Here is an 11,790-nt window from a genome sequence, read left to right as displayed (position 1 = left end):
AACCGCATGTCAGGCAACAGAGCCGTCGCCTACAAGAGCCCCGGAGTCGTCGAGGTCATCGACATCGACTACCCGACCTTCGAGCTGAAGGACGGACCGGGAGTGAACCCGGCCAACATCGGGCGGAAGCTGCCACACGGCGCGATCCTGCGCACCGTGTCCACCAACATCTGCGGATCGGACCAGCACATGGTGCGCGGCCGCACGACCGCACCCTCCGACCTGGTGCTCGGGCACGAGATCACCGGCGAGGTGGTCGAGGTCGGTTCCGACGTCGAGTTCGTGAAGGTCGGCGACATCGTCTCGGTGCCGTTCAACATCGCCTGCGGCCGGTGCCGCAACTGCAAGGAGCGCAAGACGGGCATCTGCCTGAATGTGAATCCCGACCGCCCCGGCAGCGCCTACGGCTACGTCGACATGGGCGGCTGGGTCGGCGGGCAGGCCGAGTACGTGATGGTGCCGTACGCGGACTGGAACCTGCTGGTCTTCCCCGACCGCGACCAGGCGCTCGAGAAGATCCTCGACCTCACGATGCTCTCGGATATCTTCCCGACCGGCTTCCACGGCGCCGTCACCGCCGGCGTCGGCGTCGGCTCCACCGTCTACGTCGCGGGCGCTGGTCCCGTCGGCCTCGCCGCGGCCGTCGGAGCGCAACTGCTCGGCGCCGCGGTCGTCATCGTGGCCGACCTCAACGAGGAGCGGCTGGCGCAGGCCCGCTCGTTCGGCTGCGAGACGGTCGACGTCTCGAAGGGCGACCCGGCCGGCCAGATCGAGCAGATCCTCGGCGTTCCCGAGGTGGACTGCGGTGTCGACGCGGTCGGCTTCGAGGCGCACGGCAACGGCCCCGACTCGGGGTCGGAGGCGCCGGCGACGGTGCTCAATTCGCTCATGTCGATCACCGCGGCGGGAGGCGCGCTCGGCATCCCCGGCCTCTACGTCACGGGAGACCCGGGTGGAGTGGACGACGCGGCGAAGGAAGGATCGCTCTCGATCCGACTCGGCCTCGGCTGGGCGAAGTCGCTGTCGTTCACCACGGGCCAATGCCCGGTGATGAAGTACAACCGACAGCTGATGATGGCGATCCTGCACGACCGCGTCCACATCGCCGATGCCGTGCAGGCCACGGCGATCTCGCTCGACAACGCTCCGCGCGGCTACGCCGACTTCGACAAGGGTGCGGCGAAGAAGTTCGTGCTGAACCCCAACGGCTACCTGGGCTGAGCCGCCGGCGGGGTCCGCTCGATGCGGGCCCCGCTCCGGCGCACCGCGAGAATGAGGAGATGAGCGCGCACCGGCACGAGGCGACTGACTGGGACGAGGCCAGGCGGATCGTCGGCGAGACCGTGCTGCGCAGTCCCGTGGCCCGAGTCCCACTCCTCGACGCCCGCGGGTGCGTCCTCGACCACGCCGTCGTGGCGAGCCGCCCGCTCCCCCACTACGATTCCTCGGCCATGGACGGCTGGGCCGTTCGGGGCCCCGGCCCCTGGCGACTCGGGGCCGGCTCTGCCGCTCCGATCGTCACCGGCGCAGCCGTTCCCGAGTGGAGCGACGCGGTCCTGGCGACGGAGCAGGGTTCGGAGGCGGGCGGGCTGCTCACGGCGTCGGTCGAGCTCCCGCCCGGACGCCACATCCGGCGCGCGGGCGACGAAGTCCCGGCTGGAGGAGTGCTCGTCGACTCCGGTACCCGCCTCACTCCCGCGCATCTCGCCCTCCTCGCGATCGCGGGGGTCGATGCGCTCGACGCCCGCGGGCCGTGCCCCGTCGATCTCGTCTTCACCGGCGACGAGGTCGATACCGAGGGAGTGCCGCGCGCAGGACGGGTACGCGACGCCTTCACGCCGCTGCTGCCCGCTTTCGTCGAACTCTCAGGCGGAGTCGTCGGCGACATCCTGCGCCGGGGCGACGACGACGAGGCGATCGCGGAAGCCCTGTCGGCGGGTTCGGCTCCGATCCGGGTCACGACGGGCGGGACCGGGCACTCGCGGGCGGATGCGGTGCGCCGCGCCCTGGACCTGATCGGAGCGACGACGCTCGTCGACGGCGTCGACATGCGACCGGGGCACCCGACGATACTCGCGGTCCTGCCGGGCGGCGCCCTCGTGGTCGCCCTGCCGGGCAATCCACTCGCCGCCCTGCTCGCCGCCCTCTCCTTCCTTCCGCCCGCGTTCGACGCGGCCGCGGACGCCACGGTCCGCCCGCTTCGCGAGGGGGTGCTCGGCGAGCCGCTCGGACGCGCGGAGACGACGATGCTCGTGCCGGTCGCGCGCGGCGAGGGCGGCTGGCGGGCTGCGGCGAGCATCCGCTCCCACATGCTCGCGGGGCTGGCCGCCTCGGAGGCGGTCGCGGTCGTGCCTGCCCGACGCAGCCGCGCAGGCGACTCCGTGCGCCTGCTGCCGCTGCCGTGGTGAGGCGCGACCGTCGTCTGCCGCGGCCGTGACGGGGGCCGCGGCCGTGACGGAGGCCGCGACCCCTGAGAGGAGTGGCGTGCCCGCAGCGTCTCCACAGGAGGCGGTCATGACCCACCCTGCCGCCCCGCCGATTCCGTCGGAACGCGACAGACGGCGTCCAGGACCGGCGTCCTGACGGAGGACATACGCCACCGGCTCACGAGAGGGTGTCGTGGAACTGATCGGGGGCTGCGCAGGCGGATGTTCCGGCCCAGCTGGTCATCGGTTCACCAGACAGACATTCGTTGTCACGATGCGGAGAACTCGTCGTCCGATGATCGAGTCGGCAGAATTCCAGGGTGTGTTCCGAACAGCTGACTCCGGAGTCGCACCTGTTCGATCGACAGCCGATCGGTGGGTTTTCGACAGACGATTCGCTCGCCCCGAAGAGGGGACAGAGGACCCGTTGACCGCCGACTGCGCAAGGGAGACGATAACGCTACTCTCGAGCGAGATGCCAGACACAGATCACCGTCCAATGGGGGAACAATGATCGATTCACAGAGCACAGAAACACGCGCATTCGCCGAACGCGAATTGGCGGAGTGGACCGAATGGCTCGGGTTCGATGTGAGACAGCTGCTCATCGACGGCGACGAGGGTCGAGCTCTCGGAATCATGAGAAGCGCACAGGCAGCACTCGACGTCATCTTCTCCGAGACCTCGGCCGACGACCGTGGCGCGCAGGAGGATTCCTTTCTTCTCGCGATCCAGGGCGACGGTCGCGCTCTCGTGCCTAATTGGACAGTGAACTCCGAGACGTTTCTCGCGATGCGCGGCATGCAGGGCGAGGATGTGAAGAAGTACGTGCAGGTCACCGAGAACCGCCTCAAGCTGATGTCCCAAGCGGGCGATCCCGAGGCGCTTGCGCTCCAGATGCTCGCCGGCGGAATCCTGTCGATCACCGTGCCGATGGTGGTGGGCGTGGCCAAGGAAGTGATTGCGGGCACTGCTCTGCGAGCGGCCGTGGTGGCGGGGATCAAGAGCATCGGCTTCAAGACCGCGATCGGTGCAGTGGTGATCGCCGCATTCACGCTGCTGAGCTGGCTCGTCACGAGCAACCCGAAAGAGATCATGGGGCTCGTGGCGAACAACACCTCGATGGACCTCACGATCGGCGGAGACACGTACATGAACTGCGGCGAGATGACGTCCATGATGGACAACTTCCCCGACCCGGTGCAGCTGACGAAGCGCCTCTCCGTCTCCTCCGAAGGAACAGTGACCACTTTCGTCTCCGTCGGCGTCTACAGCGCACAGAAGAAGTTCGGTCTTTTCGGCGCGGAGGGCATCATGCGATTCACCGACCCGACGTCCGGATTCGCATTCGACCAAATGTTCGCAGTGCCCTACAGTAAAGACAACGGTATCAATGTCAGGGAAGCGCGCGGCGAGGGACTGCCTGATTCGTTCACACAGCTGTATGCGAGTCGGGATGTGCGCGTTTCCACAAGGGTGGGGGATTCCGTTCACCTGACGAGCACGGTGAATGACACGAGGGGAGGACAAGCAGCCACGATCACCACCATCTCCGACACGCCGTAGGAGAGCCGACGATCGGGCTGCCCGGCATCCCGCTCGCCGCGCTGCCGTTCCTGCTTCCGGACCTCGACCGGGACTCTGTAGCAGGCTCACCCGCCGGCGCGGTGAGGCTCAGGCTGCAGGCTCCAGCCGGATCACCACCGATTTCGACGTCGGGGTGTTGCTGACCCGGGCGGTCGAGTCCAGCGGCACCAGGACGTTCGTCTCGGGATAGTAGGCGGCGGCGCAGCCGCGTGGAGTGTCGTAGGCGACGATCCGGAACGCCTCCGCCCGCCGCTCGACGCCGTCCGGCCACTCCGAGACGAGGTCGACCATCGCCGCGTTCGCGAAGCCCAGCGCCGCGATGTCGTCGGCGTGCACGAAGACCACCCGTCGGCCGTCGTGAATCCCCCGGTAGCGGTCGTCCCTGCCGTAGATCGTGGTGTTGAACTGATCGTGCGAGCGCAGGGTCTGCAACAGCAGCCGACCCTCGGGGACGAGCGGGTACTCGAGCGGGTTCGCGGTGAAGCGGGCGAGACCGGAGGCGGTGTCGAAGCTCCGGGAGTCGCGCGGCGGGTGCGGGAGGACGAAGCCGCCGGGCACCTCGATCCGCTGCTCGAAACCCTCGAAGCCGGGGACGACCCGTGCGATGTGCGCTCTGATGAGCCGGTAGTCGCCGCGGAGCCCCGCCCAGTCGACCCGGGGTGTGTTCTCGCGGTCTGCGAGCACCCGCTCCGCGAGGGCCGTCAGTATCGCCACCTCCGAGCGCAGCGCCGGGCTCGGCGGGCGCAGTCGGCCGCGGGAGGCGTGCACAGCGCTCATCGAATCCTCGACGGTCACCCGCTGCTCACCGCTCACCTGCACATCGGCGTCGGTTCGCCCGAGCGTGGGCAGGATCAGCGCGCGACGACCGGTGACCACGTGTGAGCGGTTGAGTTTGGTCGAGATGTGCACCGTCAGCGCGAGCGAGCGCATCGCGGCCTCGGTCACTCCGCTGTCGGGCGTGGCGCGGGCGAAGTTGCCGCCGAGCCCGACGAAGACCCTGGCGCGGCCGTCGCGCATCGCGCGGATCGCGGCGACGGTGTCGGTGCCGTGCTCGCGAGGGGAAGCGAAGGAGAACTCCCGGTCGAGCGCATCGTGGAACGAGTCCGGCATCCGCTCGAAGATGCCCATCGTGCGGTCGCCCTGCACATTGGAGTGGCCGCGGACAGGGCAGACGCCGGCGCCGGGCTTGCCGATGTTGCCGGTGAGAAGGAGGACATTGACGACGTCCTTGAGCGTCGCGACCGAGTGCGCGTGCTGCGTGAGGCCCATCGCCCAGCAGACGACGGTGCCCTCGGCCGCGGCGATCAGCTCGGCGACAGCGCGGATGCGCGCCTCGTCGATCCCGCCGCCCCGCTCGATCTCGGACCACTCGGTCGTGCGCAGCTCGTCGAGGTAGGCGTCGAGGCCCTCGGTGCTCTCACGGATGAAGGCGTGATCGAAGACGTCGCCGCGCGCCTCCTCCGCGTCGAGCAGCGCCTTTCCCAGGCCCTGGAACAGGGCTTGATCGCCGCCGAGCCGCACCTGGAGGAAGTGGTCGGCGAGCACCGTCCCCTCGCCCACCGTCCCCCGCACGGTCTGCGGGTTCTGGAAGCGGAGCAGGCCCGCCTCGGGCAGCGGGTTCACGGCCACGATCGTGCTGCCCGCCCGCTTGGCGCGTTCCAGCGCGGTGAGCATCCGCGGATGGTTGGTGCCCGGGTTCTGCCCCGCGACGATCAGCAGCGGCGCCCGCTCGACGTCACGGAGGCTGACCGAGCCCTTGCCGATGCCGATCGTCTCGGTGAGCGCGGATCCGCTGGACTCGTGGCACATGTTGGAGCAGTCGGGCAGGTTGTTCGTGCCGAAGCCGCGGACGAGCAGCTGGTAGACGAACGCGGCCTCGTTGGACGTGCGGCCGGAGGTGTAGAAGATCGCCTCGTCGGGACTCGCGCAGGCCCGCAGCTCCTCGGCGACGAGGTCGAGCGCCTCGTCCCAGCCCACCGGCCGGTAGTGGGTCGCGCCCTCCTCGAGCAGCATCGGCTCGGTCAGGCGCCCCTGCTGGCCGAGGGCGAAGTCGTCCCAGGTCTCGAGCTCCGAGAGCGGATGCTCGGCGAAGAACGCCGCGGTGACGGTGCGCAGTGTCGCCTCCTCCGCCACGGCCTTCGCCCCGTTCTCACAGAACTCGGCAACGTGCCGCTTGTCGGACTCGGGCCACGCGCAGCCGGGGCAGTCGAAGCCGGTCTTCTGATTCACGCGGAGGAGCGTCTCGGCACTGCGGACCGGGCCCATCTGCTTCAGCGAGATCTGCAGTGCGTGAGCGACTCCCGGTATGCCGACCGCCCTGCGCTTCGGCGCGCGGACGGACAGGCGACTCTCGTCGATCGGACTCTCGCGGGGCTCGGCGTCATCGACCATTCCAGCATCGTACGTCGGAAGGGTCGCGACGCTCCCGGGCCGCGGTGGGAGGATGACCTCCACCGCACGAGGAGAACCATGAGTCGCAGTGTCGCCCGCACCCGCCTGACCGCCGTCCGCGGCGCCGAGCCGCCCCGCCGCCGCGAGGACGTGCTCGCCGTCGAGGAGCCGCTCGAGATCCGCGTCGGCGGCCGCCGCTTCAGCGTCACCATGCGCACGCCGGGTGACGATTTCGACCTCGTCGCCGGGTTTCTGGTCTCGGAGGGAGTGCTCACGGCGAGCGAGCAGCTCGCGGCGATGCGCTACTGCGCGAGCGGGGCGGGGCCGGCCGAGAACACCTACAACGTGGTCGACGCGACCGTGCGCGGCGGCCGGGCGGCGGTGCTGCTCGAGCGCGAGCGCTCGGTCTACACGTCGAGCTCGTGCGGGGTGTGCGGCCTCGCCTCGCTGGAGGCGGTCGCGACGGAGTCGGCCTGGAGCGTCACGGAGGACCCGCTGCGGATCGACCGCGGCCTGGTCGTCGCGCTGCCGGAGCGGCTCCGCGAGGCGCAAGCCGTGTTCGAGCGGACGGGCGGAGTGCACGCGGCCGGTCTCTTCGACTCCGACGGATCGATGCTCGTACTGCGCGAGGACGTGGGCCGTCACAATGCTGTCGACAAGGTGGTCGGCTGGGGACTCCGCGAGGGGCGGCTGCCCCTGCGCGGAACCCTGCTCCAGGTGTCGGGGCGCGCCTCGTTCGAGCTCGTGCAGAAGGCGGTGATGGCCGGGATCCCCCTGCTCGCCGCGGTCGGCGCGCCCTCATCGCTCGCGGTCGACCTCGCGCGGAGCTCGGGGCTGACCCTGCTCGGCTTCAGCCGTGCCGACGGCTTCAACGTCTACTCCGGTCAGGAGCGGGTGCTGGAGGACGCTGCCCGCTGAGGCGGGCGGAGCCGGGGCCCTCCTCCGGAGGAGGCGAGCACGCGTCGGACCTCAGTCGCGGCGAGCAGCAGCGCCGAGGTACTCGTCGAGCCGGTACTCGAGGTCGAGCCCGACCTTCTCGGCGAGGGCCTGGCCGGCTGCCGCGCGGGCCGAGAAGCCGGGAAGGCTCATCGAGTGCCAGAACTCGCGGTAGGCCGCGGCGAGGTCGGCGTCCGGCGGGAGGGTCGCCCGATTGATCTGCGCCTTGGCCGAGGCGAGCGCCGTGCGGTCGAAGGAGGCCAGGCGCGCCACGATCGCCTCGACGAACGCGTCGAGCTCGGTATCCGGCAGGGCCCGGGTGACCCAGCCCCACTGCTCCGCGAGGGTCGCGTCGTAGTCGTCGGCGGTGAGGATCGCCTCGAGGGCACGGTCGCGCCCGATCACCCTCGGCAGGCGCTCGCTGCCACCGCCACCGGGGAGGATCGCGGAGCCCACCTCCGGCTGGCCGAACAGCGCCTTCTCACGGCTGGCGTAGCGCAGGTCGAGAGCCAGCGCGAGCTCGTCGCCGCCTCCACGGGTGCGCCCCCGGATCACGGCGACGGTGACGTAGGGGGCCTTCGACAGCGCCAGCACGAGCGTCGTCCAGATCCCGGCCTCGTTCTCGTCCTCCGGCGGAGCGAAGTCACCTGCGGCGGCGAGATCGAAGTGGTTGTAGAAGAAGTCGGGCACCGAGCTGTCGAACACGACGACCTGGATATCGGGATCGGTCGAGAGCCGCTCGACGATCTCGGCGAGGCGGAGCACCGTCTCCCCGGTGACGAGGTTCACCGGCGGGTTGGCGAAGGTGATGCGGGCCACCTGCGCAGACGTGCGCTCGAAGGTGATGGTGGAGGTCGTGGTCATGTCGGGGTCCTTGTCTGATCGGTGCTGGGGACGGCCTCGTGCGCGGCGCGGCGGTGTGGGGAGGGGGCCGCGCCCTGCGGCGGCGATGGATGCGGTCTCAGGCCGCCAGGAACGACACGGCGACCGGCGCGAACGTCTCCCAGTACTGGAAGATGCCGCCGTGACCGGAGTCGGGGTAGATGATCAGCTCGGAGCCGGCGATGCGCCGGTGCAGGTCCTCGGACAGCACGGACGGGACCATGCGGTCGGTATCGCCGTTGGCGATGAGGGTGGGCTGGGTGATCACCGACAGGTCGGACGGAGTGGAGCGGCCGAAGCGCTGGATCGCCTTCAGCTGGGTGGCGAAGGCCTTCGGGCTGATCGCCGTGTCACGGTCGACCGTCCGCTCCGAGAGCCGACGCACGAAGTCCTTCGCCGCCTTCTTGCCGGCGGCGTCACGGGGGAAGAAGAGGAACTCCTTCACATCCGAGCGCGTGAACACGGAGCGAAGGATGTCCCGGTAGGTCACGCCCACCACCTTGTCCATGTCCTTGCCGCCGCGCGGGCCGGTGCCGGTGAGCACGAGCCTGCGGACAAGAGTCGGATGCTTCACGACGAGGTCCTGCGCGATCATCCCGCCCATCGAGAACGAGAAGACGTCGATGGTCTCGTAGCCGAGACCGCGGATGAAGAGGTAGGCGTCGTCGGCCGCCTCCTCGAGTGTCTTCGGGAACGTGCCGCCCGAGGCTCCGACGCCCTGCTGATCGAAGGTGATCACGTGCCGGTTCTTCGCGACGGCGTCGACGATCCGGGGATCCCAGTTGTCGAGGGTCGCGGCGAGGTGCACGAAGAAGACGACGGGGATCTGCTCCTTCGGCCCGAGTTCGCGGTACGCGAAGGTCGCGCCTTCGGTGGTGAGGGTCTTCGTGGGCGCGAGTGCGTACGACGTGACGACGGGGGTGCGGGTGCTCATGGTGCTCGTTCCTTCTGGAGTGGTGGGGGTCAGAGGCCGAGGACGACGGACTTGCCGCGTGTCCCGGACGTGCCGAGGGAGGCGAGCGCGCGGGGTGTCTGCTCGAACGGGAAGGTCGCTCCGACGACGGGGTGGACGGCTCCGGAGTCGACGAGCTCGGCGATGCGCGCCAGCTGCTCACCGTCGGCGCGCATGAACAGGAACTCGTACGAGACGCCGAGCTTCTTCGCGCGGGAGCGGATGCGGCGGCTGAGCGCGGTGATCGCCAGTCGCAGGACCGGGTTCAGGCCCTTCTCGGCGGCGAAGGCGGGATCGGGGGGACCGGAGATCCCGACGGCCTTGCCGCCGGGGGCGAGCACCCGGAGCGACCTGTCGAGGTTCTCGCCGCCGAGGCTGTCGAGCACGAGGTCGTAGCCGCTCAGCTCCCTCTCGAAGTCCTGGGTGCGGTAGTCGATCACGACGTCAGCGCCCAGCCCGCGGACGAACTCCACGTTGCCGCCGGAGACGGTCGTCGCGACATGAGCACCGAGGTGCTTCGCGAGCTGGATCGCGATGCTGCCCACTCCCCCGGAGCCGGCGTGGATGAGGACCTTCGAGCCGGGGCCGACCGCTCCCCGCTCGACGAGGGCCTGCCACGCGGTCAGCGCCACCAGGGGCAGCGATGCGGCTTCGGCGAGGTTGATCGAGGTCGGGGCGAGGGCGACGTCCTGCTCGTCGATGGCGATGCGCTCGGCGAAGGTGCCGATCCGCTGGTCGCGCGGACGGGCGTAGATCACGTCGCCCGGCTTCACGCTGCGCACGGCCGAGCCGGTCCGGATGACGGTGCCCGCGACGTCGTGGCCGAGCACGAGAGGGGTCTTGTAGGGGAGGATCGCGCGGAATTCGCCCACGCGGAGCTTCTCGTCGAGTTGGTTGACCCCGGCGGCGGCGACCGTGACGAGAACGTCGCGAGGGCCCACGGCGGGCTCCGGGACCTCGGTCTCGTGGAGGGACCCCTTGTAGGTGTCGATGGCGAAGGCGCGCATGGTGTGTCTCCTGATGGGTGTCGGTGCCGAGGTCAGCGGCGGAGGAAGGATCGGACGGTGTCGACGACGGCCCGGCGGTTCTGGGGGACGACGCCGTGCCCGGAGTCGGGGAGGACCACCAGTCGCGCATCGGTGAACCGGGCACGCAGCAGATCGGCGTTGACCGGCGGCACGAGACGGTCGCCGTCGCCGTGCACGATCAGGGCTCGATGGGGGAACAGGCTGTCGGCCGGCGGCTCCTCGCCCCAGCGCCGGACCGCACCGAGCTGCCGCCGGACGACGCCGAGGGTGACCGCGGAGTCGCGATCGACTCGGCGGCGCGTCAGGCGAGCCGCGAGCGCCTTCGCGGCGCTCCTCCCGTTCGGCGTCCGCGTGAAGAAGAGGAGCGCGATCGGGTCGGTGGCGGTGAGGACGCCGCGCAGGATGCCGCGGATCATCACTCCGCCCATGGTCACGAGCCCGGGGCCGCCGCGGGGACCGCTGCCGGCCAGCACCACCCGGTCGACGAGCTGGGGAGCGCGCTCAAGCACAGCCTGAGCGACCATGCCGCCCATCGACTGGCCGAAGAGGTCCACGCGCTCGACGCCGAGCGCCCGGATCACGGCGACGACATCGTCCGCGGCCGCCTCGAACGACTGCTGCGCCGCTCCGGAGGAACCGCCGACGCCTCGGTATCCGATCAGCAGGACACGGCGGTCCTCGGCCAGCGGGTCGACGACCTCGGGGTCCCAGCTGTCGAGGTTCGCGCCCAGGTGGGTGAGGGCCACGAGAGGGAGCGCGTCGCCACTGTCCGCTCCGAGCTCGCGGTAGACGAAGTCGGCTCCTGCGGCGCGGACCCGTTGCGTGGGGGCGTTGATGACAGGAGCGGATGCCGCTCCCCTGCCCGGTGACGCTGTCATGTCGGTCTGCTCTCCTGCGCGATCCCGGCGGCGAGGAGATCTCTCCCGCTTATCCGAGTAGACTCAATTGTGAGCTCACTCAGTAAGTTTGTCAAGGAGGAACCGTGATGGAGTCCGAGGAGGTCCCGCAGGGGCGGCGCGAGCGCGCGAAGGAGGACAAGCGGAGGCGGATCGCGGACGCTGCGCGCGAGCTATTCGCCGAGCGCGGAGTGGGCGGAGTCACGACGCAGCAGATCGCCGATCGGGCCGACGTCGCCATCGGCACGCTGTACCTCTACGCCGCCACGAAGGCGGAACTGCTGATCATGGTGCAGAACCGCACGTTCGCCGCCGCCATCGACGACGGCCTCGCCGCCTCCGGCCTCTCAGCGGGAGCGCTCGATCAGGTCCTCGCCCTCGTGACGCCCGTCGTCTCGTGCCTGCGGGAGCAGCCGGAGAACGGTCGCACCTACCTGCACGAGCTGGTGTTCGGCGATCCGGCGGAGCCGTGGCGCAGAGAGGGGCTCACCCTCTCGATGCGCCTTGAGGAGGCACTGCGGGCGATCGTCGTGCGCGACGCTCGGCTCAATGACGACGATGCGGCTCCGCTGGCACGTGTGATCACGTCGATCATCCACCTCACGACCACCGCGACCCTGCACCTCGAGGATCCGCTGCCCGTGATCCTCGGCCACATCAGGCGTCAGATCGGCGTGGTGCTCCGCCCGTGA

General features: G+C 70.0%; 10 protein-coding genes. 5 read left to right on the top strand and 5 right to left on the bottom strand.

The window, feature by feature from the left end; all coding sequences use genetic code 11:
* The first annotated feature begins 6 nt into the window (after positions 1-6).
* The 3 genes from fdhA to GSU10_RS04035 all read left to right on the top strand — a co-directional run bounded on the left by fdhA (position 7) and on the right by GSU10_RS04035 (position 3,992).
* Positions 7-1,221, top strand: a complete 1,215-nt coding sequence (gene fdhA, locus GSU10_RS04045) for a formaldehyde dehydrogenase, glutathione-independent (protein WP_068213188.1) — start codon at positions 7-9, stop codon at positions 1,219-1,221.
* Positions 1,222-1,280: 59 nt separating this feature from the next.
* Positions 1,281-2,408, top strand: coding sequence for a molybdopterin molybdotransferase MoeA (locus tag GSU10_RS04040; protein WP_132504476.1), 1,128 nt, complete (start codon positions 1,281-1,283; stop codon positions 2,406-2,408).
* A gap of 528 nt (positions 2,409-2,936) precedes the next feature.
* Complete coding sequence (locus tag GSU10_RS04035; protein WP_132504474.1) at positions 2,937-3,992, top strand: DoxX family protein; 1,056 nt, start codon at positions 2,937-2,939, stop codon at positions 3,990-3,992.
* Between the two features lie 108 nt (positions 3,993-4,100).
* Here the strand turns inward: GSU10_RS04035 and GSU10_RS04030 are convergent, their stop codons facing one another.
* Positions 4,101-6,404, bottom strand: a complete 2,304-nt coding sequence (locus GSU10_RS04030) for an FdhF/YdeP family oxidoreductase (RefSeq protein WP_068211650.1) — start codon at positions 6,402-6,404, stop codon at positions 4,101-4,103.
* 78 nt (positions 6,405-6,482) lie between these two features.
* Here GSU10_RS04030 and fdhD point away from each other — a divergent pair, with 78 nt between their 5' ends.
* Positions 6,483-7,322, top strand: a complete 840-nt coding sequence (fdhD, locus tag GSU10_RS04025; protein ID WP_068211654.1) for a formate dehydrogenase accessory sulfurtransferase FdhD — start codon at positions 6,483-6,485, stop codon at positions 7,320-7,322.
* A gap of 51 nt (positions 7,323-7,373) precedes the next feature.
* Here fdhD and GSU10_RS04020 read toward each other — a convergent pair whose 3' ends face one another.
* The 4 genes from GSU10_RS04020 to GSU10_RS04005 form a co-directional block, all read right to left on the bottom strand.
* Positions 7,374-8,204 (bottom strand): enoyl-CoA hydratase/isomerase family protein, encoded by an 831-nt coding sequence (locus GSU10_RS04020; RefSeq protein WP_068211657.1) that lies wholly within the window; start codon positions 8,202-8,204, stop codon positions 7,374-7,376.
* A 97-nt stretch (positions 8,205-8,301) separates the two neighbouring features.
* Complete coding sequence (locus GSU10_RS04015) at positions 8,302-9,156, bottom strand: alpha/beta fold hydrolase (RefSeq protein ID WP_068211660.1); 855 nt, start codon at positions 9,154-9,156, stop codon at positions 8,302-8,304.
* Between the two features lie 29 nt (positions 9,157-9,185).
* The gene (locus tag GSU10_RS04010) at positions 9,186-10,181 is read right to left on the bottom strand and encodes an NADP-dependent oxidoreductase (RefSeq protein WP_068211662.1); all 996 of its coding nucleotides are present in this window, start codon (positions 10,179-10,181) and stop codon (positions 9,186-9,188) included.
* Between the two features lie 32 nt (positions 10,182-10,213).
* The gene (locus GSU10_RS04005; protein WP_068211666.1) at positions 10,214-11,080 is read right to left on the bottom strand and encodes an alpha/beta fold hydrolase; all 867 of its coding nucleotides are present in this window, start codon (positions 11,078-11,080) and stop codon (positions 10,214-10,216) included.
* 107 nt (positions 11,081-11,187) lie between these two features.
* On the opposite strand from GSU10_RS04005, the gene GSU10_RS04000 reads away from it, so the two are divergent.
* On the top strand, positions 11,188-11,790 hold the full coding sequence (locus GSU10_RS04000) for a TetR/AcrR family transcriptional regulator (protein WP_068211668.1): 603 nt from the start codon (positions 11,188-11,190) through the stop codon (positions 11,788-11,790).

The organism is Rathayibacter tanaceti, from assembly GCF_009834165.1.
GTDB lineage: Bacteria > Actinomycetota > Actinomycetes > Actinomycetales > Microbacteriaceae > Rathayibacter > Rathayibacter tanaceti.
The sequence above is the reverse complement of the archived record's forward strand: the minus strand, read 5'-3'. Positions and strand labels throughout refer to the sequence as shown.

Excerpts from the sequence above, each read along its gene's own strand:
- GSU10_RS04035 (WP_132504474.1), top strand. The coding sequence starts at position 2,937 with ATGATCGATTCACAGAGCACAGAAACACGCGCATTCGCCGAACGCGAA.
- GSU10_RS04010 (WP_068211662.1), bottom strand. The coding sequence starts at position 10,181 with ATGCGCGCCTTCGCCATCGACACCTACAAGGGGTCCCTCCACGAGACC.
- GSU10_RS04040 (WP_132504476.1), top strand. The coding sequence starts at position 1,281 with ATGAGCGCGCACCGGCACGAGGCGACTGACTGGGACGAGGCCAGGCGG.
- fdhD (WP_068211654.1), top strand. The coding sequence starts at position 6,483 with ATGAGTCGCAGTGTCGCCCGCACCCGCCTGACCGCCGTCCGCGGCGCC.
- GSU10_RS04015 (WP_068211660.1), bottom strand. The coding sequence starts at position 9,156 with ATGAGCACCCGCACCCCCGTCGTCACGTCGTACGCACTCGCGCCCACG.
- GSU10_RS04000 (WP_068211668.1), top strand. The coding sequence starts at position 11,188 with ATGGAGTCCGAGGAGGTCCCGCAGGGGCGGCGCGAGCGCGCGAAGGAG.
- GSU10_RS04020 (WP_068211657.1), bottom strand. The coding sequence starts at position 8,204 with ATGACCACGACCTCCACCATCACCTTCGAGCGCACGTCTGCGCAGGTG.
- GSU10_RS04005 (WP_068211666.1), bottom strand. The coding sequence starts at position 11,080 with ATGACAGCGTCACCGGGCAGGGGAGCGGCATCCGCTCCTGTCATCAAC.
- fdhA (WP_068213188.1), top strand. The coding sequence starts at position 7 with ATGTCAGGCAACAGAGCCGTCGCCTACAAGAGCCCCGGAGTCGTCGAG.
- GSU10_RS04030 (WP_068211650.1), bottom strand. The coding sequence starts at position 6,404 with ATGGTCGATGACGCCGAGCCCCGCGAGAGTCCGATCGACGAGAGTCGC.